At 39.6% G+C, this 25,333-nt stretch carries 37 protein-coding genes; all 37 read left to right on the forward strand.

Translation table 11 applies throughout. From position 1 onward, the window contains the following. Window positions 1–72 precede the first annotated feature (72 nt). The gene (fusA, locus tag IGJ27_RS00270; RefSeq protein WP_010720460.1) at window positions 73–2,157 is read left to right on the forward strand and encodes an elongation factor G; all 2,085 of its coding nucleotides are present in this window, start codon (window positions 73–75) and stop codon (window positions 2,155–2,157) included. Window positions 2,158–2,328: 171 nt separating this feature from the next. Next, window positions 2,329–3,516, forward strand: a complete 1,188-nt coding sequence (gene tuf, locus IGJ27_RS00275) for an elongation factor Tu (protein WP_010720459.1) — start codon at window positions 2,329–2,331, stop codon at window positions 3,514–3,516. A 353-nt stretch (window positions 3,517–3,869) separates the two neighbouring features. After that, a complete protein-coding gene (locus IGJ27_RS00280) occupies window positions 3,870–4,706 on the forward strand; it encodes a PRD domain-containing protein (RefSeq protein ID WP_010736794.1) in 837 nt (278 codons plus the stop codon). 9 nt (window positions 4,707–4,715) lie between these two features. Then, complete coding sequence (gene nagE, locus IGJ27_RS00285) at window positions 4,716–6,692, forward strand: N-acetylglucosamine-specific PTS transporter subunit IIBC (RefSeq protein WP_081128374.1); 1,977 nt, start codon at window positions 4,716–4,718, stop codon at window positions 6,690–6,692. A gap of 240 nt (window positions 6,693–6,932) precedes the next feature. Beyond that, on the forward strand, window positions 6,933–8,402 hold the full coding sequence (locus tag IGJ27_RS00290; protein ID WP_178306277.1) for a BglG family transcription antiterminator: 1,470 nt from the start codon (window positions 6,933–6,935) through the stop codon (window positions 8,400–8,402). 1 nt (window position 8,403) lies between these two features. After that, on the forward strand, window positions 8,404–8,892 hold the full coding sequence (locus IGJ27_RS00295) for a PTS sugar transporter subunit IIA (protein WP_053766556.1): 489 nt from the start codon (window positions 8,404–8,406) through the stop codon (window positions 8,890–8,892). 20 nt (window positions 8,893–8,912) lie between these two features. Further along, window positions 8,913–9,227: a PTS fructose transporter subunit IIB gene (locus tag IGJ27_RS00300; RefSeq protein WP_010736797.1), complete on the forward strand. Its 315-nt coding sequence runs from the start codon at window positions 8,913–8,915 to the stop codon at window positions 9,225–9,227. A gap of 15 nt (window positions 9,228–9,242) precedes the next feature. Next, window positions 9,243–10,325: a PTS fructose transporter subunit IIC gene (locus IGJ27_RS00305; protein ID WP_010720453.1), complete on the forward strand. Its 1,083-nt coding sequence runs from the start codon at window positions 9,243–9,245 to the stop codon at window positions 10,323–10,325. Window positions 10,326–10,349: 24 nt separating this feature from the next. After that, window positions 10,350–11,201: a class II fructose-bisphosphate aldolase gene (locus tag IGJ27_RS00310; RefSeq protein WP_010720452.1), complete on the forward strand. Its 852-nt coding sequence runs from the start codon at window positions 10,350–10,352 to the stop codon at window positions 11,199–11,201. Between the two features lie 18 nt (window positions 11,202–11,219). After that, the gene (locus IGJ27_RS00315; protein WP_096708610.1) at window positions 11,220–12,119 is read left to right on the forward strand and encodes a ketose-bisphosphate aldolase; all 900 of its coding nucleotides are present in this window, start codon (window positions 11,220–11,222) and stop codon (window positions 12,117–12,119) included. 459 nt (window positions 12,120–12,578) lie between these two features. Next, a complete protein-coding gene (gene rpsJ, locus IGJ27_RS00320) occupies window positions 12,579–12,887 on the forward strand; it encodes a 30S ribosomal protein S10 (protein ID WP_010720450.1) in 309 nt (102 codons plus the stop codon). Window positions 12,888–12,917: 30 nt separating this feature from the next. Then, window positions 12,918–13,547, forward strand: coding sequence for a 50S ribosomal protein L3 (rplC, locus tag IGJ27_RS00325; RefSeq protein ID WP_002290445.1), 630 nt, complete (start codon window positions 12,918–12,920; stop codon window positions 13,545–13,547). Window positions 13,548–13,574: 27 nt separating this feature from the next. Next, window positions 13,575–14,198 (forward strand): 50S ribosomal protein L4, encoded by a 624-nt coding sequence (gene rplD, locus IGJ27_RS00330; protein ID WP_010720449.1) that lies wholly within the window; start codon window positions 13,575–13,577, stop codon window positions 14,196–14,198. Beyond that, the gene (gene rplW / locus IGJ27_RS00335; RefSeq protein ID WP_002290449.1) at window positions 14,198–14,488 is read left to right on the forward strand and encodes a 50S ribosomal protein L23; all 291 of its coding nucleotides are present in this window, start codon (window positions 14,198–14,200) and stop codon (window positions 14,486–14,488) included. Before rplD ends, rplW begins: the two co-directional genes overlap by 1 nt. A gap of 39 nt (window positions 14,489–14,527) precedes the next feature. Then, window positions 14,528–15,361, forward strand: coding sequence for a 50S ribosomal protein L2 (rplB, locus tag IGJ27_RS00340; protein WP_010720448.1), 834 nt, complete (start codon window positions 14,528–14,530; stop codon window positions 15,359–15,361). A gap of 42 nt (window positions 15,362–15,403) precedes the next feature. Next, window positions 15,404–15,682, forward strand: a complete 279-nt coding sequence (gene rpsS / locus IGJ27_RS00345) for a 30S ribosomal protein S19 (protein ID WP_010720447.1) — start codon at window positions 15,404–15,406, stop codon at window positions 15,680–15,682. Window positions 15,683–15,703: 21 nt separating this feature from the next. Further along, window positions 15,704–16,051, forward strand: coding sequence for a 50S ribosomal protein L22 (gene rplV, locus IGJ27_RS00350; protein ID WP_002288657.1), 348 nt, complete (start codon window positions 15,704–15,706; stop codon window positions 16,049–16,051). 13 nt (window positions 16,052–16,064) lie between these two features. Further along, window positions 16,065–16,721, forward strand: coding sequence for a 30S ribosomal protein S3 (gene rpsC / locus IGJ27_RS00355; protein ID WP_010720446.1), 657 nt, complete (start codon window positions 16,065–16,067; stop codon window positions 16,719–16,721). Between the two features lie 2 nt (window positions 16,722–16,723). After that, window positions 16,724–17,158, forward strand: a complete 435-nt coding sequence (gene rplP, locus IGJ27_RS00360) for a 50S ribosomal protein L16 (protein WP_010720445.1) — start codon at window positions 16,724–16,726, stop codon at window positions 17,156–17,158. After that, window positions 17,148–17,336: a 50S ribosomal protein L29 gene (gene rpmC, locus IGJ27_RS00365; RefSeq protein WP_002288664.1), complete on the forward strand. Its 189-nt coding sequence runs from the start codon at window positions 17,148–17,150 to the stop codon at window positions 17,334–17,336. Before rplP ends, rpmC begins: the two co-directional genes overlap by 11 nt. A gap of 24 nt (window positions 17,337–17,360) precedes the next feature. Continuing rightward, complete coding sequence (rpsQ, locus tag IGJ27_RS00370) at window positions 17,361–17,627, forward strand: 30S ribosomal protein S17 (RefSeq protein WP_010720444.1); 267 nt, start codon at window positions 17,361–17,363, stop codon at window positions 17,625–17,627. A 57-nt stretch (window positions 17,628–17,684) separates the two neighbouring features. Beyond that, window positions 17,685–18,053 (forward strand): 50S ribosomal protein L14, encoded by a 369-nt coding sequence (gene rplN, locus IGJ27_RS00375; protein WP_002288669.1) that lies wholly within the window; start codon window positions 17,685–17,687, stop codon window positions 18,051–18,053. A gap of 36 nt (window positions 18,054–18,089) precedes the next feature. Continuing rightward, on the forward strand, window positions 18,090–18,401 hold the full coding sequence (rplX, locus tag IGJ27_RS00380) for a 50S ribosomal protein L24 (protein WP_010720443.1): 312 nt from the start codon (window positions 18,090–18,092) through the stop codon (window positions 18,399–18,401). Between the two features lie 25 nt (window positions 18,402–18,426). Next, window positions 18,427–18,966 carry a 50S ribosomal protein L5 gene (gene rplE / locus IGJ27_RS00385; protein ID WP_002288671.1) on the forward strand — a complete coding sequence of 180 codons (540 nt, stop codon included), beginning with the start codon at window positions 18,427–18,429 and terminating at the stop codon, window positions 18,964–18,966. An 18-nt stretch (window positions 18,967–18,984) separates the two neighbouring features. After that, window positions 18,985–19,170, forward strand: a complete 186-nt coding sequence (locus tag IGJ27_RS00390) for a type Z 30S ribosomal protein S14 (RefSeq protein ID WP_002356214.1) — start codon at window positions 18,985–18,987, stop codon at window positions 19,168–19,170. Between the two features lie 36 nt (window positions 19,171–19,206). Then, window positions 19,207–19,605 carry a 30S ribosomal protein S8 gene (rpsH, locus tag IGJ27_RS00395; protein WP_002288675.1) on the forward strand — a complete coding sequence of 133 codons (399 nt, stop codon included), beginning with the start codon at window positions 19,207–19,209 and terminating at the stop codon, window positions 19,603–19,605. A gap of 31 nt (window positions 19,606–19,636) precedes the next feature. Beyond that, entirely contained in the window at window positions 19,637–20,173 is a 537-nt protein-coding gene (gene rplF, locus IGJ27_RS00400; protein WP_010720442.1) for a 50S ribosomal protein L6, read from the forward strand. Window positions 20,174–20,331: 158 nt separating this feature from the next. After that, window positions 20,332–20,688 carry a 50S ribosomal protein L18 gene (gene rplR, locus IGJ27_RS00405; protein ID WP_005880747.1) on the forward strand — a complete coding sequence of 119 codons (357 nt, stop codon included), beginning with the start codon at window positions 20,332–20,334 and terminating at the stop codon, window positions 20,686–20,688. Between the two features lie 20 nt (window positions 20,689–20,708). Then, complete coding sequence (rpsE, locus tag IGJ27_RS00410) at window positions 20,709–21,209, forward strand: 30S ribosomal protein S5 (protein ID WP_002288681.1); 501 nt, start codon at window positions 20,709–20,711, stop codon at window positions 21,207–21,209. 14 nt (window positions 21,210–21,223) lie between these two features. After that, complete coding sequence (gene rpmD, locus IGJ27_RS00415; protein WP_010720441.1) at window positions 21,224–21,403, forward strand: 50S ribosomal protein L30; 180 nt, start codon at window positions 21,224–21,226, stop codon at window positions 21,401–21,403. A gap of 61 nt (window positions 21,404–21,464) precedes the next feature. Beyond that, window positions 21,465–21,905 (forward strand): 50S ribosomal protein L15, encoded by a 441-nt coding sequence (rplO, locus tag IGJ27_RS00420; RefSeq protein ID WP_010720440.1) that lies wholly within the window; start codon window positions 21,465–21,467, stop codon window positions 21,903–21,905. Then, complete coding sequence (gene secY, locus IGJ27_RS00425; protein ID WP_010720439.1) at window positions 21,905–23,200, forward strand: preprotein translocase subunit SecY; 1,296 nt, start codon at window positions 21,905–21,907, stop codon at window positions 23,198–23,200. Before rplO ends, secY begins: the two co-directional genes overlap by 1 nt. A 59-nt stretch (window positions 23,201–23,259) precedes the next feature. Further along, the gene (locus tag IGJ27_RS00430; protein ID WP_010720438.1) at window positions 23,260–23,907 is read left to right on the forward strand and encodes an adenylate kinase; all 648 of its coding nucleotides are present in this window, start codon (window positions 23,260–23,262) and stop codon (window positions 23,905–23,907) included. 191 nt (window positions 23,908–24,098) lie between these two features. Next, complete coding sequence (gene infA, locus IGJ27_RS00435) at window positions 24,099–24,317, forward strand: translation initiation factor IF-1 (protein ID WP_002288695.1); 219 nt, start codon at window positions 24,099–24,101, stop codon at window positions 24,315–24,317. 32 nt (window positions 24,318–24,349) lie between these two features. Then, window positions 24,350–24,466: a 50S ribosomal protein L36 gene (rpmJ, locus tag IGJ27_RS00440; protein WP_002288710.1), complete on the forward strand. Its 117-nt coding sequence runs from the start codon at window positions 24,350–24,352 to the stop codon at window positions 24,464–24,466. 17 nt (window positions 24,467–24,483) lie between these two features. Beyond that, window positions 24,484–24,849, forward strand: coding sequence for a 30S ribosomal protein S13 (gene rpsM, locus IGJ27_RS00445; protein ID WP_002288713.1), 366 nt, complete (start codon window positions 24,484–24,486; stop codon window positions 24,847–24,849). A 27-nt stretch (window positions 24,850–24,876) separates the two neighbouring features. Further along, window positions 24,877–25,266, forward strand: a complete 390-nt coding sequence (gene rpsK, locus IGJ27_RS00450; RefSeq protein WP_002288714.1) for a 30S ribosomal protein S11 — start codon at window positions 24,877–24,879, stop codon at window positions 25,264–25,266. The last annotated feature ends 67 nt before the right edge of the window (window positions 25,267–25,333 follow it).

The following is a 25,333-nucleotide window of genomic DNA, read 5'->3' on the forward strand; positions in this document are numbered from 1 at the left end:
CTCTGCCTGTTGGGTTAAACGACAGCAGAAAGTCAATTTACAATCGATTTAAATAAAGAGAGGAGTAAGAAAATGGCAAGAGAATTTTCGCTAGAAAAAACTCGTAATATTGGTATCATGGCTCACGTTGATGCAGGTAAAACTACAACAACAGAGCGTATCTTGTACTATACTGGTAAAATCCATAAAATTGGTGAAACCCACGAAGGAGCTTCACAAATGGACTGGATGGAACAAGAACAAGAACGTGGTATCACAATTACATCTGCTGCGACTACAGCGCAGTGGAAAGGTTACCGTGTAAACATCATCGACACACCAGGACACGTAGACTTCACAATTGAAGTTCAACGTTCTCTACGTGTATTAGATGGTGCGGTAACTGTACTTGACTCACAGTCAGGTGTTGAACCTCAAACTGAAACAGTTTGGCGTCAAGCAACTGAGTACCGAGTGCCTCGTATCGTATTCTGTAACAAAATGGATAAAATCGGTGCGGACTTCTTGTACTCAGTAAAATCATTGCATGATCGTTTGCAAGCAAACGCGCATCCAATCCAATTGCCAATCGGTGCTGAAGAAAACTTCACTGGTATCATCGACTTGGTTAAAATGAAAGCTGAAATCTATACAAATGACTTAGGAACAGATATTCAAGAAACTGAAATTCCTGAAGAATATTTAGAACAAGCTCAAGAATGGCGCGAAAAATTAGTCGAAGCTGTTGCTGAAACAGACGAAGAACTAATGATGAAATATCTTGAAGGTGAAGAAATCACACAAGAAGAATTGATTGCTGGTATCCGCCGTGCAACAATTAATGTTGAATTCTTCCCTGTGTTAGCTGGTTCAGCGTTCAAGAACAAAGGGGTTCAATTAATGTTGGATGCCGTTCTTGATTACTTGCCTTCTCCAGTTGATATCGAAGCAATCAAAGGGATCGATACAAAAACAGACGAAGAAACAACACGTCCAGCTGACGATGAAGCTCCTTTTGCTTCATTAGCGTTTAAAGTAATGACTGACCCATTCGTAGGTCGTCTAACTTTCTTCCGTGTTTATTCTGGTGTCCTTGAAAGTGGTTCATATGTATTGAACGCTTCTAAAGGCAAAAAAGAACGTATCGGACGTATTCTACAAATGCACGCCAACACTCGTCAAGAAATTGATAAAGTGTACTCAGGTGATATCGCCGCTGCTGTTGGATTAAAAGATACAACAACTGGGGATACATTATGTGCATTAGACTCACCGGTTATTCTTGAGTCAATCGAATTCCCTGACCCAGTTATCCAAGTTGCTGTTGAACCTAAATCAAAAGCAGACCAAGATAAAATGGGTGTTGCGTTGCAAAAACTTGCTGAAGAAGATCCTTCATTCCGAGTTGAAACAAACGTTGAAACTGGTGAAACTGTTATCTCAGGTATGGGTGAGTTGCACTTAGACGTTTTAGTAGACCGTATGAAACGTGAATTTAAAGTTGAAGCAAACGTTGGTGCTCCACAAGTTTCATACCGTGAAACATTCCGTGAAGCAACAAAAGCTGAAGGTAAATTCGTACGTCAGTCTGGTGGTAAAGGTCAATACGGTCACGTATGGGTTGAATTTACACCAAACGAAGAAGGTAAAGGCTTCGAATTTGAAAATGCAATCGTCGGTGGGGTCGTTCCTCGTGAATACATCCCTGCTGTTGAAAAAGGACTAGAAGAATCTATGAATAACGGTGTTCTTGCTGGCTATCCATTAGTGGATATCAAAGCAAAACTTTACGATGGTTCATACCATGACGTCGATTCAAATGAAACAGCCTTCCGTGTTGCTGCATCTATGGCTTTAAGAGCTGCTGCAAAACACGCACGTCCTGTTATTTTAGAACCAATGATGAAAGTAACGATTACTGTTCCAGAAGATTACTTAGGTGATATCATGGGACACGTAACTAGCCGACGCGGTCGCGTTGAAGGTATGGAAGCACATGGTAACTCACAAATCGTTAATGCGATTGTTCCATTGGCTGAAATGTTCGGTTACGCAACAACATTGCGTTCAGCAACTCAAGGACGCGGTACATTTATGATGGTATTTGACCACTATGAAGATGTTCCTAAATCAGTCCAAGAAGAAATCATTAAGAAAAACGGCGGTAAAGCTGAATAATTTCTTAAAACAAGATCGTCTGTTTGACAGATTATCTAAAGAGACTGTATTTTTAATATAGTTTCGTGTAAAATAATTATCGATGATATGGGCATGTGATAGACTTTTGGTTTATCACATACCTATCAGACAAATAAAAAATATATTGTATTTTTAGGAGGACATTTTAAAATGGCAAAAGAAAAATTTGACCGTTCTAAACCACACGTTAACATTGGTACAATCGGACACGTTGACCACGGTAAAACAACTTTAACAGCAGCAATCACAACTGTACTATCTAAGAAAAACGGCGGCCAAGCTATGGCTTACGATCAAATCGATGGTGCTCCAGAAGAACGCGAACGCGGAATCACAATTTCAACAGCTCACGTTGAGTACGAAACTGACACTCGTCACTACGCTCACGTTGACTGCCCAGGACACGCGGACTACGTTAAAAACATGATCACTGGTGCTGCTCAAATGGACGGAGCTATCTTAGTAGTATCTGCTGCTGATGGTCCTATGCCTCAAACTCGTGAACATATCCTATTATCTCGTCAAGTTGGTGTTCCATACATCGTTGTATTCTTGAACAAAGTAGATATGGTTGACGACGAAGAATTACTAGAATTAGTTGAAATGGAAGTTCGTGACTTATTAACAGAATACGAATTCCCTGGTGACGATGTTCCTGTAGTTGCTGGTTCAGCTTTGAAAGCTTTAGAAGGCGACGCTTCATACGAAGAAAAAATCCTTGAATTGATGGCTGCAGTTGACGAATATATCCCAACTCCAGAACGTGACAACGACAAACCATTCATGATGCCAGTCGAAGACGTATTCTCAATCACTGGTCGTGGTACTGTTGCTACAGGTCGTGTTGAACGTGGACAAGTTCGCGTTGGTGACGTTGTAGATATCGTTGGTATCGCAGAAGAAACAGCTCAAACAACAGTTACTGGTGTTGAAATGTTCCGTAAATTATTAGACTACGCTGAAGCTGGAGACAACATTGGTGCTTTACTACGTGGTGTTGCACGTGAAGACATCCAACGTGGACAAGTTTTAGCTAAACCAGGTACAATCACACCTCATACAAAATTCTCTGCAGAAGTATACGTGTTGACAAAAGAAGAAGGTGGACGTCATACTCCATTCTTCACTAACTACCGTCCACAATTCTACTTCCGTACAACTGACGTAACAGGTGTTGTTGAATTACCAGAAGGAACTGAAATGGTTATGCCTGGCGACAACGTAACAATGGAAGTTGAATTAATCCACCCAATCGCTATCGAAAACGGTACTAAATTCTCAATCCGTGAAGGCGGACGTACAGTTGGTGCCGGTGTCGTTACTGAAATCAAAGCTTAATCTTTGATCAACTGAATTGTAAGCAACATTGTATTCGGACAATAAAAAGTCATGGTGTCATTAGACATCATGGCTTTTTTTATGGCTTATTTTAAACTTTATTGAGTAAATGAAAGCATTTTGTTTGACAAAAGGAAAAAAAGATGTTGACAAAAAAACGTTCCCTCGATAAAATTAAAGCGTTAACATATTTATTTTTCATGTGACTAGATCATACTAGGCATGGGAAGATTCCGTCGATAAGGAGACTTTGGTGGAATTTTTCTATGCTTTTTTTGTTGTCAAGCTTAAGATTGATAAAGGATGATTGGTCCATGAAGTAACTTTAATTCTGCAGAAAAAGGGTTATTATTATGAAAATCAAAAAGATTTTTAATCAAAATGCGGTCTTAGTCGATGACGATGGACAAGAAAAGGTCGCAATTGGTAAAGGTGTTGGATTCGATAAAAAGCGCAATGACTTGATTTTTCATCGAGAAATTGAGCGGATGTTTGTGATGGAGCCAGAAAGTCAAATGAAACTACAAAGTTTGCTGAATCAAATTGACGAAAAGTTTCTTTTTGCTGCTGAACACATTATTGATCATGCAGAAACAGTTTTAATGAAAAAGCTGAATGAGCATGTGTTGATCGCGTTAACGGATCATATTGCTTTTGCTGCTGAAAATATTCGTAATGGAATTGTTATTCGAAATAAATTACTGCGAGAAATCGAGGCGCTGTACCACGAAGAATTTAGTATTGCGCAATGGGCAGTTGATTATTTGAATCACACTTTAGCTATTCCTTATACATATGATGAAGCGGGTTATATAGCGATACATATCCATAGTGGTCATAGCGGACAAACTAGTAATCATCGTAGCATTCGCGAAGTCACGATCGTGTCGGAAATTATCCAGTTGATTGAAAAAGAGCTGAGGATCGATATCCATTCCGAACAAATGGCACTGAATTATTCTCGTTTAGCAAACCATCTTCGGTTGTTGATCCAACGGTATCACAATCAGCAGTATGCGGTCTTAGACGAGGAGATTATTGAGATAGTCAAACGAAAATATTCAGGAAGTTATGCAGTCGCAAAAAAAATTCGAGTACTTTTAACTAAACAATATCAAATGTCTATTACAAGCGAAGAACTTGGTTATTTAGTTATTCATATCGAACGCTTGCGAGGGACAACAGAATAGGAGAACAAAATGAAAACATACTTACAACGAATGGGACGTTCCTTGATGTTACCAGTAGCAACCCTTCCAGTAGCTGCTTTATTCATGGGGATTGGTTATTGGATCGATCCGACTGGTTGGGGTGGCAATAACATTTTTGCCGCTTTTATGATCAAAGCTGGAGGAACAGTCTTAGATAATTTAGGAATCATTTTTGCTGTTGGATTAGCATTGGGGATGTCTAAGGACAAAGATGGTTCATCAGCATTGGCAGGATTGATCGCCTTTTTAGCACCAGTCACATTAGTCAATAGTGCTTCTGTTGCATTGTTTACTAAAGTGGATGTTGAAAAAGTGAATATCGCTTTTGATGCAATCAATAATAAAAATGTATTTATTGGAATTTTGGCAGGCTTAGTCGCTGGTGCGATGTATAATCGCTTCAGCGGAGTTAAATTACCAATGGCGTTGTCTTTCTTTAGTGGAAAACGAGCAGTACCGATCGTAACAGCTGGTTTAATGGCAATTATTTCTGCTTTATTGATTTTTGTTTGGCCACCAGTTTATGATACATTGGTTAGTTTCGGTGAATTGATCTCTGGAATGGGCGCGTTAGGTGCTGGTCTATATGGCTTCTTCAACCGTTTGCTGATTCCAACTGGTTTACACCATGCACTGAACAATGTTTTTTGGTTCAATTTAGCTGGAATTGATGATATCGGTAAATTCTGGGCAAGTGAAGGGGTAAAAGGAGTCACTGGTATGTATCAAGCTGGTTTCTTCCCGGTCATGATGTTTGGGTTACCTGCTGGTGCACTTGCTATCTATCAATGTGCGCGACCAGAAAAGAAAAAAGTGACAGCATCTTTGATGTTAGCTGCCGCTTTCGCTTCTTTCTTTACAGGAGTGACTGAACCGTTAGAATTTTCATTTATGTTTGTCGCTTGGCCATTGTACGTCGTTCATGCTGCTTTAACAGGGATTTCGATGTTTATCGCAGCAACCTTCCATTGGACAGCGGGCTTTAATTTTAGCGCCGGCTTTATTGATTTCTTCCTAAGCTTACGTGTACCTATTGCCAATCAACCATTAATGCTATTGGTATTAGGCTTGGCGATGGGTGTGATTTATTACTTTACATTTTTATTTGTCATCAAAAAATTCAATTTGATGACGCCGGGGCGTGAAGAAGATACTGGAGTTGCAGAAAATGGGGAAGTAGGAACAGTGCCAACTGGTGACAATCGATTTGCCACGCTAGCTAATCAACTTTATCAAGCATTAGGTGGTGCAGCGAACGTTGTTTCCATTGACAATTGCACGACACGTTTACGCTTGTATGTAAAAGATACGGCAAAAGTTGATCAAGGGAAAATCAAAGCGACTGGCGTTCCAGGTCTGAAAGTAATTGATGCCAAAAATATTCAAGTGATCGTTGGAACGGAAGTCCAATTTGTTGCAGATGAAATGAAAAAAATTCATGGAAGTAGCGGCAAAGGAACTGTTCAGTCCACGCCTACTGTGACAACCAAAACAGTCGTTGATCCACAAAACCAAGATATTTTTGCGGTAGCAAATGGGAAGCTAATGCCAATCACAGAAGTGGCAGATGATGTCTTTTCACAAAAAATGATGGGAGACGGGTTTGCGGTTCTACCAACGAATGGCGAAGTGTTTGCTCCAATCGCTGGTACGATTATCAATATTTTTCCAACGAAACATGCAGTTGGTATCAAAACGGAATCAGGAATTGAAGTTCTCTTGCATATGGGGATCGATACCGTGAACTTAAAAGGAGCGCCTTTTACGATCTACGTTGAAGAGGGACAAAAAGTCGCACGTGGTCAATTAATTGCAACCATGGACTTGGTGGCACTACAATCGGCAAACAAACAATCAGATCTGATCGTTGCTTTTACCAATGGTGAAAAAGTGGCGAAGCTAACGATGGATGCTAGTGGGGTAGTTAAAGCAAATGCTGTGATTGGTCATGTTAAGAGTAATTAAGGAAGAAAACTACTGACACCAATCAATAGTTGCTTATTTTCATCGTTTCGTCTATTCATTACTTTTATGCACTCTGATGTATCGTGTAAAACATCGAAGACAGGTTTTTGCCTGCTTCGATGTTTTTTGTCTTTTTTGCCATTTTTTGTAAACGCTTTTAAAAATGTCCAGAGTAATGGACAGAACAAAAAATGAGTTGTCAGAAAATTCCGTTATAGTATAAACAAGGAGGTTGAACAAATGCAGCTAAGCAAAAGAGAGAAAGAAATGGTCGAATACTTTGTTAAACATGGCTTATCCCTTACAGCTCAGGAGTTAGCTGAATTTGCCCATGTTTCTACGAAAACGGTCTACCGTACGATTAAAAAGATAAATGATGTGTCTGAAAACGGGGAAATCATTTTGGCAGAGGCAGGCAAAGGATTTCGGTTAGACTACGATAAATATTTAAATGTGAGTGCAACGCATAATGAAAGTCGAACGAGTCAAGGACCTTTGGAAAGAAGAAATGCGATTTTGCTTAATTTGTTGTTTAAGGCACCCAAGAAGTTATTAATCAATGAATTGTTCCATCCGTATTATGTGAGTGATCCGGTAATTAGTAATGATTTGGCTAAGATCAGTTTATTTTTAATGAAAAACCACCTCCAACTTAAACGACAAGGTACCCGAATTGGTATCGAAGGAACAGAAAAACATATTCGTAAAGTAGTGAATATGCTATTAAGTATCCATTTATTGGAAGATAAAAAAGTGGTTCCTAGTCACCCAATGATCAGCTCATTTGATATCAATTTTATTACTTCGATCGTTGAGTTTATCGAACAAAAACTAGTCAGCCGAATTGCCTATCCATATGCAATGAATATTTTTTCTCATATTTATATCTTAGTCAAACGCTTTCGTGAAGGGGTCGTGTATTTAGAAGAAGATACGTGGGATTTAGATGAAGAAGATCAGGCGCTGATCCATTATAACCAGGAACTGTACCAACTATCAAAGCAAGTCATGCTCAAATTAGGTCAATATTTAAATACGACTCTCCCTGAAAGTGAAACTTTTTATCTTTTTCAATACTTGATTTCCTCCAGGATCGAAAATGGTTCGATTAAACATCAAAATATTTCAAATGAAGCTGAAGAAATCACCCGTTTTTTTTCTGCTACGATGAGCCGGCTCATGGGAGTGGCGATTGATCAAGAACGAAACCGACATGATTTGTATAGTCACATTCAGCCGCTATTGTATCGATTAAAACATGAGATCACAATCAAAAATGATTTATTGCACGATATTGAATTAGAGTACCAGGAAACGTTTCAATTAGTAGAATTTGTCAGTAAAATGGTCCAAAAAAAATTTCATACAAACCATATATCCAAAGATGAAATTGGATTTTTAACATTATACTTTGTGAGATACAAAGAGTTAGCCCCAATAAAAAAACGTGTATTGATCATGTGTAGTAGTGGTGTTGGAACTTCAGAACTATTGAAAGTCAAAGTAAAAAAAGCCTTTCCTGAATTAGAGATTATTACTGTTTTATCTTCTCGGCAGTACCAGAAAAACCAAGCGGAATTTAGTAAGATCGATTTGATTTTAACAACGGTTTGTTTGAATGAGCCACCGAAGATTCCCACGATATTAGTAAACTCAGTATTTACCAAGCAAGACGAAAAACGTGTGAAGCAAATGTTAGGAGAGATGTGAAATGGTTACAAAACAGGTAATGTCAGAATTTAGTATCGCAAATGTAATTACAGAAAAACTGATACGTTTAGAAATGAAAGCGAAAACCAAAAAAGAAGCGATTCTCGAATTAAGTGAATTACTAAAAGAAAACGGCATTATCAAAGATGTTGATGATTTTTCATCAGATGTCTTTCAACGGGAGAAAGAAGGAATCACAGGGATTGGAAACGGTGTGGCGATTCCCCACGGAAAATCAGCGAGTGTCATTCAGACTTCTTTGGTTGTGGGTAAAGTCGAGACCCCGATCCCTTGGGAATCATTAGATGAGCAGCCTGTAAAGGTCATTATCTTATTTGCAGTAAAAGATACAGATGCCAATACCGTTCATATCAAATTGTTACAAAAAGTAGCAATGTTATTAGCAGAAGATACCATTATCGAAAAAATGAATCAGGCAACTAGTAAAGCAGAATTAATGGAACTATTAGCAAAAGAACCAACTGTCTAAAAGAAAAGGAGGAAGAAAAAATGAAGATCGTCGGAGTAGCAGCCTGTACTTCAGGAATTGCACATACGTATATTGCCAAACAAAAATTAGAAAAAGCAGCAAAAGCATTAGGACATGAAGTGCACATCGAAACACAAGGAACAATTGGTACAGAAGACGAGTTATCGAAGGAGGAGATCAAGCAGGCAGATGTCGTCATTATTGCAGCAGATATCAAAATTGGTGGCAAGGAGCGGTTCGAAGGAAAAAAAGTGATTGAGATTCCTACGAACATGGTCATTAAAGCACCAAAAGGGTTGATTACTAAAATTGAAGAAGAACTCAGTAAAACATAAAAGGAGAGGAATTGGATGCTTCGTCAACTACAATTAAAAAAGCATGCACTGACAGCTATTTCATACATGTTACCAGTTGTTGTGACCGCTGGACTCTTGATCGCTATTGGGAATTTAACAGGTGGGCAAGTCATCAATGATTATCAAGCGTCTTATTCTGTACCCGATGCCTTAGTTTCTCTAGGGGTTTTGGGCATGGGATTATTGGCTCCAGTGATTTCTGCAGCGATTGCCTATTCCATTGCCGATCGCCCAGGGATTGGTCCAGGTTTGTTTATGGGGTTAATTGCCAATGCCATTGGCGCAGGTTTTTTAGGTGGTATGTTAGGCGGTTACTTGGTGGGGTTCTTTGTCCTATTATTGGTGAAATATCTCAAAGTTCCTAAGTGGGCACAAGGATTGATGCCGATGATGATCATCCCACTGTTAGCGACCCTTAGTATCGGTTTATTGATGTTTTTCGTGGTAGGTGTGCCGATTGTTTGGGCAACAGAAGCGATGACCGATTTTTTACAAGGACTACAAGGTTCTGGAAAATTCCTCTTTGGGTCAATTGTCGGTGGGATGGCTGCCTTTGATTTTGGTGGACCAGTCAATAAGGTAGCCTCATTGTTTGCTGATGGGATGCTTTTGGAAGGTGTGCAAGAACCAGAAGCTGTGAAAGTGTTAGCGTCAATGGTTCCGCCTTTCGGTGTCACCATTTCATGGGTTTTATCTAAGTTATTTCGGCAAACAAAATATTCAAAAGAAGAAGAAAACAACATTAAGATTGCTTTTCCGATGGGACTTTGCATGATTACGGAAGGCGTTATCCCCTTAGCGGCAGTTGATCCGCTTCGTGTGATCATTTCGTGTACAGCTGGTGCAGCGATTGGCGGAGGTTTGAGTATGTCGTGGGGAATTGGGTCACCAGTTCCTTCTGGTGGGGTCTTTATTATCCCAGCAATGACTGATCCGTTGAAGTTTACCTTTGCCTTATTGATTGGTTCTGCAGTTACCGGCATTCTATTGTTTGTTTTGAAAAAGGCGCCAGCTGAACACCCTGTCGTAGAGGAAGAAGAGGAAGAAGTAGATTTTTCTTCTATTAAATTATCTTAAAAACTGTAGGGAGAAGGATTTGATATGTATGTGTCAATGAAAGAGATGCTCAAAAAAGCAAATCAAGAAAACTATGCTGTCATGGCGATCAATTGTTTTAATCTAGAAACAGCAAAAGCAACGATCCAAGCTGCTGAGGAATTACATGCGCCGATCATCATAGATTTATTGCAAGATCACTTAAAGCAACACATCAATTATCATTATTTAACGAAGCCCATCATCCGTATGGCACAGGATGCCAAAGTCGAAGTAGCGATTAATCTAGATCATGGTCAAGACATCGCATTTGTCAAACAGTGCTTACAAGAAGGATTTTCCAGCGTCATGATGGATGCTTCGATGTATCCCTTGGATCAGAATATCGAAATAACGAGAGCGATGGTTCAATTTGCCCAAACGTATGATGCGAGCGTAGAAGCAGAAGTAGGAAATATGGGGGCAGTCACAGGCGACCATTTTACAGATGATGCCATGTGTACGGACCCAGCAGAAGCAATCCGATTGATCAATGAAACGGGTGTGGACTGCTTAGCGATTTCCTATGGCTCCAGTCACGGAGATTATCCTAAAGGGTACAAACCACGTTTTCGTTTCGATATTGTTCAAGAAATAAAAGAGAAGACTCAACTTCCGTTAGTTTTACATGGGGGGTCAGGAGCGGGAAAAGACAACATTCGCCAATCCATTGAGTTAGGGATCAATAAGATTAATGTTGGTTCTGATTTTATGAAGGCGCAACAACAAAGATGCCAACAGCTTCTACAACAGGAGCCAACGATCGAATACCCCACTCTCATCCAACAAACAGTCATAGCAGGAAAAGAGTTAGTTCAGCAATACATTCAACTATCAGGTTCAACCAATAAATCATAGAAATGGAGAAAATAGACGATGTTAATCAATATGAATCAAATGTTAGAAATTGCCAAGGAAAATCATTTTGCAGTAGGGGCGTTTAACGTTGCTGACAGCAACTTTTTACGAGTAGTCATTGAGGCGGCAGAAGAAAATGATGCACCCGCAATCATTGCAGTCCATCCGACAGAATTAGACTTTACCAAAGATGAGTTTTTCCAATATGCAGTGAGCCGAGCGAAAAACAGCGCTGTGCCTTTCGTTATCCATATGGATCATGGCGATAGCTTAGCAAGTATTATGCGAGGGATTCATTGTGGGTTTAGTTCAGTTATGATCGACGGCTCCTTGTTGCCATTTGAAGAAAATATTGCACTAACAAAAGAAGTGGTAGATGTTTGCCATAAGATCGGGGTCTCAGTTGAAGGCGAACTAGGAACGATTGGTAACACGGGTACTTCAGTAGAAGGCGGTGTATCGGAAGTCATTTATACGAAGCCGGAAGATGCAGAGGAATTTGTGGAACGTACAGGAATCGATTCGTTAGCGGTGGCAATCGGAACCGCTCATGGTATCTATCCAAAAGATGTCAAGCCAGCATTGAAAATGGATGTTTTAACAAGTATTAAAGAAAAAGTAACCATTCCGCTAGTTTTACATGGAGGATCTGCTAACCCAGACGAAGAAATTGCAAAAGCAGTGCAAATCGGTATTCAGAAAGTCAATATTTCATCCGACTATAAATATGCTTTTTATAAAAAGTGTCGTGAGATCTTAGCTACAACAGAGCTATGGGATCCAAATGCCATTTATCCTGAATGTATCGCAGCAGCAAAAGAAGTGGTGAAACAAAAGATGGAACTCTTCCATTCAATCAACCAAGCAAAAGTCTATCGTCAAGCGAATATTCAACCTTGGCGACAAGAACAGAACTAAAAAAAATAATCCAAACTTTGTTTTTCAAGAAAAGTGTATGGCTTAGATCATCTATCACTTCCGATAGTTAATAGAATAAAAAACCGTAGAAACCAACATGATTGGGGGTTCTGCGGTTTTTTTGAATAACTGAAGATAGGCGAACTACTATAGGAAGGAAGTTTAGTAGAAATAAAATGTGACATTTAAGGATAAGAGGCATCTAAAGTTATCTAAATGAAAACTTATGAAAACAAATTGTTTTTTACAGGAAAAAAGCCTTGCTTTGTGGATTTAGATATATTATAATTACAAAGGTGCGTTTACCTAAACGTAAATGTCACAGACGTAATCTATAGGATTTCGTCGGCTAAGAAACGAGAGGTTGCGACACGCCCGGACGCTTTGCCACGAACGAGCGTGACGGAAATTTTCGTGGAGCTATGTCTACTTTTCAAAATAGGCGAAGGAGGGAACAAGATGGCAAAACAAAAAATTCGTATCCGTTTAAAAGCGTATGAACACCGTATTTTAGATCAAGCGGCGGATAAAATCGTGGAAACTGCAAAAAGAACTGGAGCTAGCGTGTCTGGTCCAATTCCATTACCAACTGAACGCAGTCTTTACACAGTTATTCGTGCGACTCACAAATACAAAGATTCACGCGAACAATTCGAAATGCGTACACACAAACGTCTTATCGACATTGTGAACCCAACACCAAAAACTGTTGATGCTTTGATGAAGCTAGACTTACCATCTGGTGTTAACATCGAAATCAAACTATAATATTAAAATAAAATTAATGGAGGTGTACTCATGACCAAAGGAATCTTAGGGAAAAAAGTGGGAATGACACAAATCTTCACTGAATCTGGCGAATTAATTCCAGTAACTGTTGTAGAAGCTACTCCAAACGTAGTGCTACAAGTGAAAACAATGGAAACTGATGGCTACGAAGCTATTCAAGTTGGTTACCAAGATATGCGTGAAGTTTTATCAAACAAACCTGCGAAAGGTCATGTTGCAAAAGCAAACACGGCTCCTAAGCGCTTCATTCGTGAATTCAAAAATGTTGAGCTAGGAGAATATGAAGTAGGAAAAGAAATTACAGTAGATGTTTTCCAAGCAGGAGACATTATTGATGTAACAGGTACTACGAAAGGTAAAGGATTTCAAGGGGTTATCAAACGTCACGGCCAAAGCCGCGGACCAATGGCTCACGGTTCTCGCTACCATCGTCGTCCTGGGTCAATGGGTCCAGTTGCACCTAACCGTGTATTCAAAAATAAACGTCTTGCTGGCCGTATGGGTGGCAACCGCGTAACAATCCAAAACTTGGAAGTTGTTCGCGTTGATGCAGAAAGAAACGTTATCTTAATTAAAGGAAATGTTCCTGGAGCTAAAAAATCATTAATCACTATCAAATCAGCTGTGAAAGCTAAATAATAGTAGGAAGAAAGGAGGAACTAAGGAATGCCGAATGTAGCATTATTCAAACAAGATGGAAGCCAAAACGGTGAAATCACACTTAACGAAGAAATCTTCGGAATTGAACCAAATGAAAGTGTTGTTTACGATGCAATCGTTATGCAACGTGCGTCATTAAGACAAGGAACACATGCGGTTAAAAACCGTAGTGCTGTTCGAGGCGGTGGACGTAAACCATGGCGTCAAAAAGGAACTGGTCGTGCTCGTCAAGGATCAATCCGCTCACCACAATGGCGTGGAGGTGGCGTAGTCTTTGGACCAACACCACGTTCTTACAGCTACAAACTTCCTAAAAAAGTTCGTCGTTTAGCAATGAAATCTGTATTGTCAGAAAAAGTTGCTGAAAACAACTTGGTAGCAATTGAAGGATTAAGCTTCGATGCACCAAAAACAAAAGAATTTAAACAAGTTCTTGCTAACTTATCTATTGACTCTAAAGTATTGGTTGTTCTAGAGAATGGTAACGACTTTGCTGCTTTATCAGCACGTAACTTACCAAACGTAACTGTAGTAACTTCTGATAACGTAAGTGTTCTAGATGTTGTTTCAAATACAAAAGTGTTAGCAACACAAACTGCTCTTACTCAAATTGAGGAGGTGCTTGCATAATGAACTTACTAGACGTAATCAAACGCCCAGTGATCACTGAAAAATCAATGCTTGCCATGGATGACAAGAAATATACTTTTGAAGTGGACACTCGTGCAAACAAAACTTTAGTAAAACAAGCGGTTGAAGCTGCTTTTGACGTAAAAGTTAAAAACGTGAACATCGTGAACGTACGTGCGAAATTCAAACGTATGGGCAAATATGCAGGATATACAAAAAAACGTCGCAAAGCGATCGTTACATTGACTGAAGATTCAAAAGAAATCCAATTATTCGAAGCTGCTGAATAAGCACTTACTAGATAACTCATTAAATTAGGAGGGAAAAACGTGGCGATTAAAAAGTACAAACCTACCTCAAATGGTCGTCGTAACATGACAGGTTCTGATTTTGCTGAAATCACAACATCAACACCTGAAAAATCATTGTTACAACCATTGAAAAACCATGCTGGACGTAACAATAACGGCCGCATCACTGTACGTCACCAAGGCGGCGGACACAAACGCCAATATCGCGTGATCGACTTCAAACGTAACAAAGATAACGTTGTTGCAACTGTTCAAACGATCGAATACGATCCAAACCGTTCAGCTAACATCGCGTTAGTACACTATGAAGATGGAGTGAAAGCTTACATCTTAGCACCAAAAGGACTACAAGTTGGAATGAAACTTGTTTCAGGTCCAGATGCAGATATCAAAGTCGGAAATGCTCTTCCTTTAGAAAACATTCCAGTTGGTACTGTTATCCACAATATTGAAATGAAACCTGGTAAAGGTGGACAATTAATCCGTTCTGCTGGTACAAGTGCTCAAGTACTTGGTAAAGAAGGCAAATACGTATTGATCCGCTTAAACTCTGGTGAAGTTCGTATGATCTTAGCTGCTTGCCGTGCAACAATCGGTTCAGTAGGTAACGAACAACACGAATTGATCAACATCGGTAAAGCTGGACGCTCTCGTTGGATGCGTAAACGCCCAACTGTACGTGGTAGCGTAATGAACCCTAACGATCACCCACACGGTGGTGGTGAAGGTAAAGCTCCTATCGGACGTAAAGCACCAGTTTCTCCTTGGGGACAACCAGCACTTGGTTACAAAACTCGTGATAAAAAAGCTAAATCAGACAAACTTATTGTTCGTCGTCGTAAAAATAAATAATTTCTTTGACCATGTGTCGCACATTTTGAGAGGAGGTTCACCATGGGTCGTAGTTTAAAGAAAGGACCTTTCGTTGATGAGCATTTAATGAACAAAGTTGAAGCTCAAGCAGGGGTTGAAAAGAAAAAAGTTATCAAAACTTGGTCTCGTCGTTCGACCATTTTCCCAAGTTTTGTTGGATATACCATCGCAGTATACGATGGACGTAAACACGTACCAGTTTACATCCAAGAAGATATGGTAGGACACAAACTAGGTGAATTCGCACCAACAAGAACTTATCGTGGCCATGCTGCAGACGATAAGAAAACGAAACGCTAATTGAGGGGAGGATAAAACCAAATGGCAGAACAAATCACATCAGCTAAAGCAACTGCAAAAACAGTTCGCACTTCACCTCGAAAAGCCCGTTTAGTAATTGACCTTATCAGAGGTAAAAGTGTTGCGGATGCAATTTCAATCTTGAAATTCACACCAAACAAATCTGCTGGAATCATTGAAAAAGTATTGATGTCAGCAGTTGCGAATGCAGAAAACAATTTTGACTTAGATGTTGAAAACTTGGTAGTATCTGAAGCATTTGTTAACGAAGGACCAACAATGAAACGTTTCCGTCCACGTGCAAAAGGATCAGCTTCTCCAATCAACAAACGTACAAGTCATATCACGGTAGTCGTATCAGAAAAATAAGGAGGGATAATCAGTGGGTCAAAAAGTACATCCAATTGGAATGCGTGTAGGCATCATCCGCGACTGGGATGCTAAATGGTATGCTGAAAAAGAGTATGCAGAGTTCTTACACGAAGATTTAAGAATCCGTAAATTTATTTCAACTAAACTTGCTGATGCTGCTGTATCAACAATTGAAATCGAACGTGCTACAGGCCGTGTTAACATTTCAATTCACACAGCAAAACCAGGTATGGTTATTGGTAAAGGCGGATCTGAAGTCGAAAACCTAAGAAAAGAATTAAATAAATTAACTGGTAAAAGAATCCATATCAACATCGTGGAAATCAAAAAACCAGATCTAGATGCAAAATTAGTAGGTGAAGGAATCGCACGTCAATTAGAAAATCGTGTTGCTTTCCGTCGCGCTCAAAAACAAGCCATCCAACGTTCAATGCGTGCTGGCGCTAAAGGGATCAAAACTCAAGTATCTGGACGTCTAAACGGTGCGGACATCGCTCGTTCAGAAGGATACTCAGAAGGAACTGTTCCTCTTCACACATTACGTGCGGATATTGATTACGCATGGGAAGAAGCAGATACAACATACGGAAAACTAGGAGTTAAAGTGTGGATCTATCGTGGAGAAATTCTTCCAACTAAAAAAAACACTGAGAAAGGAGGGAAATAATCATGTTAGTACCTAAACGTGTAAAACACCGTCGTGAATTCCGCGGAAAAATGCGCGGGGAAGCCAAAGGTGGTAAAGAAGTAGCATTCGGTGAATACGGTTTGCAAGCTGTTGATTCACATTGGATCACTAACCGCCAAATCGAAGCTGCTCGTATCGCAATGACTCGTTACATGAAACGTGGTGGGAAAGTATGGATTAAAATTTTCCCTCACAAATCTTATACTGCCAAAGCAATTGGGGTACGTATGGGTTCTGGTAAAGGGGCACCTGAAGGATGGGTTGCACCAGTAAAACGTGGTAAAATCATGTTTGAAATTGCAGGCGTGTCTGAAGAAGTGGCTCGTGAAGCGTTACGTCTAGCTTCTCACAAATTACCAATGAAAACTAAGATCGTAAAACGTGAGGAAATGGGTGGTGAATCGAATGAAGGTTAAAGAAATCAGAGAATTAACCACTGCCGAAATGCTTGATCAAGAAAAACAATTAAAAGAAGAATTGTTTAATCTTAGATTCCAATTAGCAACAGGTCAATTAGAAAACACTGCACGTATTAAAGAAGTACGTAAATCGATTGCACGCATCAAAACTGTATTGCGTGAACAAGCTAAGTAATTATGGAAGGAGGCCATTAAGCGTATGACTGAAGAAAGAAATCAACGCAAAGTTTATCAAGGTCGCGTGGTATCTGACAAAATGGATAAAACCATTACAGTTTCTGTTGAAACAAAGAAAAACCACCCTATCTATGGCAAACGCATGAACTATTCTAAGAAATACAAAGTGCATGATGAAAACAACACAGCTAAAGTTGGCGACATCGTGAAAATTATGGAAACTCGTCCATTATCAGCTACAAAACGTTTCCGTTTGTTGGAAGTAGTCGAAGAAGCAGTTATTATCTAATAACACGAGATTTTCCTATATAGATTGAATGCAAAATCTGAAAGGAGGATACACAACGTGATCCAAGCAGAAAGTCGTTTAAAAGTCGCTGATAATTCAGGCGCACGTGAAATTTTGACGATCAAAGTCCTTGGTGGTTCTGGTCGTAAAACTGCTAACATCGGTGATGTGATCGTTGCTACGGTTAAACAAGCAACGCCAGGTGGGGTTGTCAAAAAAGGTGACGTCGTAAAAGCCGTTATCGTTCGAACAAAATCAGGAGCTCGTCGTACAGACGGTTCATATATTAAATTTGATGAAAATGCTGCAGTGATTATTCGTGATGATAAAAGCCCTCGTGGAACGCGTATCTTTGGGCCGGTTGCACGTGAACTACGTGAAAACAACTTCATGAAGATCGTTTCACTAGCACCAGAAGTTTTATAATCTTGAGACACTTATCAAAGGAGGTGCGAAACAGTTATGTTTGTTAAAAAAGGCGATAAAGTTAAAGTTATCACTGGAAAAGACAAAAATAAAGAAGGCGTTGTATTAGCAGCGTTTCCGAAAAAAGATAAAGTCATTGTCGAAGGTGTGAATGTTGTTAAAAAACACCAAAAACCTTCTCAAGCTGCTCCTCAAGGTGGAATTGTTGAGATGGAAGCACCAATTCATGTTTCTAACGTGATGGTGATCGACTCTACTGGCGTAGCTGGCCGAGTTGGCTACAAAGAAGTAGATGGCAAAAAAGTCCGCGTTTCTAAAAAAACCGGTGAAGTTTTAGATAATAAATAAGTTTAAGGAAGGAGGGGCTTACTGAATGAACCGCCTAAAAGAAAAATATCTTAAAGAAGTAACTCCATCATTGATGGAAAAATTTAACTATAGCTCTGTTATGCAAACACCTAAAGTTGAAAAAATCGTCATCAACATGGGTGTTGGTGATGCGGTATCAAACGCTAAAAACTTAGATAAAGCAGTTGAAGAATTAACTTTGATCACTGGACAAAAACCAATGATTACTAAAGCTAAAAAATCAATCGCTGGATTCCGTTTACGTGAAGGAATGCCAATTGGGGCAAAAGTTACCTTGCGCGGAGAAAGAATGTACGAATTTCTAGACAAATTGGTTTCAGTTTCTCTACCACGTGTACGTGACTTCCATGGTGTAAGTAAAAAAGCCTTTGACGGTCGTGGAAACTATACTTTAGGTATTAAAGAACAATTGATCTTCCCAGAAGTAGATTACGATTTAGTAGATAAAGTACGTGGTATGGACATCGTTATTGTAACGACAGCTAACTCAGATGAAGAATCTCGTGAGTTGTTGACACAATTAGGCATGCCATTCCAAAAATAATTAAAGGAGGCGAACTACGTGGCTAAAAAATCAATGATTGCTAAAAACAAACGCCCTGCAAAACATTCAACACAAGCTTACACTCGTTGCGAACGTTGCGGACGTCCACATTCAGTTTATCGTAAGTTCCATCTTTGCCGTATTTGCTTCCGCGAACTTGCCTATAAAGGTCAAATTCCCGGCGTGAAGAAAGCTAGCTGGTAAAAAAGTAAATTCGCATAAGAAGGAGGTAAAAGATCAATGGTCATGACAGATCCAATTGCAGATTTTCTAACTCGTATCCGTAACGCAAACATGGTTAAACATGAGTCTTTAGAAGTTCCTGCATCAAAAATTAAACGTGACATCGCTGAAATCTTAAAACGTGAAGGTTTCGTTCGTGATGTTGAATATATCGAAGATGACAAACAAGGCGTGATCCGTGTTTTCCTAAAATTTGGTAAAAACGGCGAACGTGTTATCACTAACTTAAAACGTATCTCTAAACCAGGTTTGCGTGCTTATGTCAAAGCTGACGAAGTACCAAAAGTATTGAACGGTTTAGGTATCGCAATCATTTCGACTTCTGAAGGTGTTGTTACTGATAAAGAAGCTCGTGAAAAAAATATCGGCGGCGAAGTTATCGCTTACGTATGGTAATCAACTAGAATTTACAAGGAGGTGTCTTTAAGTGAGCCGTATTGGAAATAAAGTTGTTGTGATCCCTGAAGGAGTAACAGTTACTCAAGATGGAAACAACATTACAGTTAAAGGACCTAAAGGTGAATTAACACGTACTTTCTCTTCTGATATCAAAATGAATATCGAAGGAAACGAAGTGACTTTCACTCGTCCAAATGACAGTAAAGAAATGAAAACAATCCATGGAACAACTCGTGCTAACTTCAACAACATGGTTGTAGGTGTTAGTGAAGGATTCCAAAAAGCATTAGAATTGATCGGGGTTGGGTACCGTGCGCAATTACAAGGATCAAAACTTGTCTTGAACGTAGGTTACTCACATCCAGTAGAAATCACACCACCAGCTGGCGTAACTGTTGAAGTACCAGCTAACACACAAGTAATTGTTAAAGGTGCGAACAAAGAAGAAGTTGGCGAATTAGCTGCGAACATTCGCGGAACTCGTCCTCCAGAACCTTATAAAGGTAAAGGTATTCGTTATGTTGGCGAATATGTACGCCGTAAAGAAGGTAAAACTGGTAAATAGTTTAGAAAAATTGCATAGAAGCCAGCAGCAGGAAAAAAGGATTTTGCAGAAGTTTACCTTCATTCAAAAGAAATTTAACTTGTGCCGCAGCTTCTATTTTTCGAGACTTTGGTGTTTCTGCCTAAGTGCAGTACAATAAAATTAAAGAGGTGACAATTGTGATTACAAAACCAGATAAGAACAAAACACGTCAGAAAAGACATCGTCGTGTACGTAACAATATCTCTGGTACTGCTGAGCGCCCACGCTTGAACGTTTTTCGTTCTAACAAAAACATCTACGCTCAAATTATTGATGACGTAGCGGGTGTAACGCTAGCAAGTGCCTCTACCTTGGATAAAGAAATTTCAGGTGGAACAAAAACAGAAGCAGCACAAGCTGTCGGTAAATTAGTTGCTGAACGTGCAACTGAAAAAGGCATTAAAGTAGTAGTCTTTGACCGTGGTGGATACCTTTACCATGGCCGTGTGCAAGCTTTAGCTGAAGCTGCTCGCGAAAATGGACTAGAATTTTAGGAAAAGGAGGAATACCATTCATGGTTTATATCGATCCAAAACATTTGGAATTAGAAGACCGCGTTGTTGCAATTAACCGTGTAACAAAAGTTGTTAAAGGTGGACGTCGTCTACGTTTTGCTGCTTTAGTTGTTGTCGGTGACAAAAACGGACATGTAGGATTTGGTACTGGTAAAGCACAAGAAGTACCTGAAGCAATCCGTAAAGCAATTGAAGATGCGAAGAAAAACTTAGTTGAAGTACCTATGGTTGGTTCAACAATCCCACACGAAGTCATCGGTGCTTTTAGTGGTGGTAGAATCCTAATGAAACCTGCTGTTGAAGGTTCTGGGGTTGCTGCTGGTGGACCAGTTCGTGCCGTATTGGAATTAGCAGGGGTAGCAGATATCACTTCTAAATCTTTAGGTTCAAATACACCAATCAACGTTGTTCGTGCAACTGTTGAAGGTTTGAAACAATTGAAACGTGCAGAAGAAGTTGCAGAACTTCGCGGCAAATCAGTTGAAGAATTAATCGGATAAGGAGGACAAAAATAATGGCTGAATTAAAAGTTACTTTAAAACGCAGTATTATCGGACGTCCTCAAAACCAACGTGATACAGTAAAAGCGTTAGGTCTTACAAAGATTAACAGCTCAGTGGTTAAACCTGCTAATGAAGCAATCAAAGGCATGATCAACACTGTTTCTCACTTGGTGGACGTTGAAGAAATCTAATTAAACAAACCTAGTATATAGTAAGAAATATGAACTAGAATATTAAGGAGGTGCCAAACCTATGAAACTTCATGAATTAAAACCTGCAGAAGGTTCACGACAAGTACGTAACCGTGTTGGACGTGGTACTTCTTCTGGTAACGGAAAAACTGCTGGACGTGGTCAAAAAGGTCAAAAAGCTCGTTCAGGCGGTGGTGTACGTCTAGGATTTGAAGGGGGTCAAACTCCATTATTCCGTCGTTTACCAAAACGTGGTTTCACAAACGTGAACCGCAAAGATTATGCAGTCATCAACCTTGATGTCCTAAATCGTTTTGAAGATGGTGCTGAAGTAACTCCAGTTGCTTTAGTAGAAGCTGGAATCGTGAAAAACGAAAAATCTGGAATCAAAGTATTAGCTAACGGTGAGTTAACTAAGAAATTGACTGTGAAAGCCGCAAAATTCTCTAAGGCAGCTGAAGAAGCAATCGTTGCTGCTGGTGGGTCAATTGAGGTGATCTAATGTTCAAACTGTTAAAAGATGCTTTTAAAGTAAAAGACATTAGATCCAAAATCCTATTTACTGTTTTTGTTCTATTTGTATTTCGCTTAGGTGCTCATATCACTGTGCCCGGAGTAAATGCTAGTTCATTGCAAAACCTTTCTTCTTTGCCTTTTTTCAACATGTTGAACTTGGTGAGTGGTAGTGCGATGCAAAACTTCTCCATCTTCTCAATGGGGGTTTCGCCTTACATTACAGCTTCGATCGTTATCCAATTGTTACAAATGGATATCGTGCCACGTTTTGTTGAATGGTCAAAACAAGGGGAGGTTGGTCGTAAGAAGTTGAATCAAGCAACTCGATACCTGACATTAGTATTGGCATTTGTCCAATCTGTTGGGATCACTGCTGGATTTAACCAATATGCTCAACTAGGTTTTGTGAATAACCCTAACGTTTCAACCTATGTTACTATCGGTCTGATTTTGACTGCTGGTACAATGTTTGTCACTTGGTTAGGAGAACAAATCACAGAAAAAGGAATCGGTAACGGAGTATCAATGATCATCTTTGCAGGGATCATTTCTCGACTTCCTGAAAGTGTAAAAGAAATTTATGAAGACTATTTCGTAAATATCAATCAATCAGATATCTGGAAATCTGCAATTTTCATTGCTATTTTAATCGTTGCAATCTTATTGATCGTAACGTGCGTTACATTTTTCCAACAAGCTGAACGCAAAATCCCAATTCAATATACGAAACGTGTAGCAGGGGCGCCAACAAGTAGTTATCTACCGTTGAAAGTCAATGCGGCTGGGGTTATCCCGGTTATCTTTGCAAGTTCGTTTATTGCGACACCTAATGCGGTTTTACAAGCATTGAGTGGAAGATTTGGGGCTGAAAACTGGTATAAAATAATGATGCAGATCTTTAACTATAATACTGCACCTGGTGCAACTATTTATACGATCTTGATCGTCGCATTCACATTCTTCTATGCTTTTGTTCAAGTAAACCCTGAGAAATTAGCGGAAAACTTACAAAAACAAGGAAGCTATATACCAAGCGTACGTCCTGGTAAAGGAACTGAAGAGTATGTCTCAAGCTTATTGATGCGTTTAAGTACAGTCGGTGCGATTTTCCTTGGTTTAGTGGCTTTATTACCGATCATTGCTCAAATGATTTGGAATCTGCCTCAGTCCATTGGGTTAGGTGGTACTAGCTTACTGATCGTCATCGGTGTAGCTTTAGAAACTGCGAAACAGTTAGAAGGCTTAATGCTGAAACGTAAGTACGTTGGATTTATCGAGTAAGAAAGCGTGTTGAGGTTTTTCCTCAACACACGTTCTCACATTTATTAGGAGGGAAAACAATGAACCTCATTTTAATGGGGCTACCAGGCGCAGGTAAAGGAACACAAGCAGAAAAAATCATTGATGCTTATCATATTCCTCACATCTCAACAGGAGACATGTTCCGTGCAGCAATGCAAAATGAAACAGCTCTTGGCTTGGAAGCAAAGTCTTATATTGATAAAGGTGAATTAGTTCCTGATGAAGTAACAAATGGAATCGTGAAAGAGCGCTTAGCTGAACCTGATACGGAAAAAGGCTTCTTATTAGATGGTTTTCCCCGTACACTTGAGCAAGCGGAAGCGCTAGATGCAATGTTAAAAGACTTAGACAAAAAAATTGATGCAGTCATCGATATCCATGTTGGTGAAGATGTATTGGTTGAGCGTTTAGCTGGCCGATTCATTTGCAGCAATTGTGGAGCAACTTATCATAAAATTTTTAACCCTACAAAAGTTGAAGATACATGTGATCGTTGTGGTGGGCATGAATTCTATCAAAGAGAAGATGATAAACCTGAGACGGTTAAAAATCGTCTGGCTATCAACATCAAAAATAGTGAACCAATCTTGGCCTATTACAAAGAACAAGGTTTGCTAAACACTATCGATGGTGATCGTGAAATCGATGCTGTATTTACTGATGTCCAAAAAATTATTGAAAAATAGCACGATTGCCCGTAGCCGACTTGCATTAAGCAGTTACTCTTGTCAAGTTCAATAAATTATGATAGAATATGTCAGTCCGACTTCTAGAGAAATCCTCTAGATGATCCATTTTGAGAATTTTGAGGTGGGAACTGCAGTTTCCGCCATTTTATCGTGTGAAAATGCGAAACAAGTACAAGGAGGTACTGTGCGTGGCAAAAGAAGATATGATTGAAGTCGAAGGTACAGTCGTCGAAACTTTGCCGAATGCAATGTTTAAAGTTGAACTAGAAAACGGACACCAAGTTCTTGCTACTGTTTCAGGTAAAATCCGTATGCATTACATCCGTATCTTACCTGGTGACAAAGTGACGGTTGAATTGTCTCCGTATGATTTAAACCGTGGCCGTATTACTTATCGCTTTAAATAATTGTACTCCGTAAAACTACAGGAGGTATTATCATGAAAGTAAGACCATCAGTAAAACCAATGTGCGAACATTGTAAAGTAATTCGTCGTAAAGGACGCGTTATGGTGATTTGCCCAGCAAATCCAAAACATAAACAACGTCAAGGATAATTGGAGGTGCAATAAATATGGCTCGTATTGCAGGAGTAGATATTCCTCGTGATAAACGTGTAGTAGTTTCTCTTACTTATATCTATGGTATTGGTAACACTACTGCTAAAAAAATCTTAGCTGATGCTGGTGTATCTGAAGATGTTCGTGTTCGTGAATTAACGAATGAACAAACAGATGCTATCCGTGCAGAAGTAGATAAATTAAAAGTTGAAGGTGACCTTCGTCGTGAAGTGAACTTAAACATCAAACGTTTGATGGAAATCGGTTCATACCGTGGAATCCGTCATCGTCGTGGATTGCCTGTTCGTGGACAAAACACGAAAAACAATGCACGTACTCGTAAAGGTCCAGCTCGCGCTATCGCTGGCAAGAAAAAATAATTCTTAAGTGAAGGAGGTTAGAACTTCATGGCAGCAAAAAAAGTGAATCGTAAACGCCGTGTGAAAAAGAATATAGAAGCAGGTATTGCACATATCCATTCTACATTCAACAACACTATCATCATGATCACTGATACTCACGGAAATGCATTAGCGTGGTCATCAGCTGGTTCATTAGGCTTCAAAGGAAGCAAAAAATCAACTCCTTTTGCCGCTCAAATGGCAGCAGAAACAGCTACAAAAGCAGCAATGGAACACGGATTAAAAACTGTTGAAGTAACAGTTAAAGGACCTGGTTCTGGACGTGAAGCAGCAATTCGTTCATTACAAGCTACAGGTTTAGAAGTGACTGCAATTCGTGACGTGACTCCAGTTCCTCATAATGGTGCCCGCCCTCCAAAACGCCGTCGTGTTTAATGAGTGCCGCTCATTTTGAGTTCTATTAGTAACGTCATTGAACAAGACACTTTTCGTTTTGAAAGGG

The sequence above is a fragment of the Enterococcus sp. DIV1726a genome (genome assembly GCF_051710985.1).
In the GTDB taxonomy this organism is placed as follows: Bacteria; Bacillota; Bacilli; order Lactobacillales; family Enterococcaceae; genus Enterococcus_B; species Enterococcus_B hirae.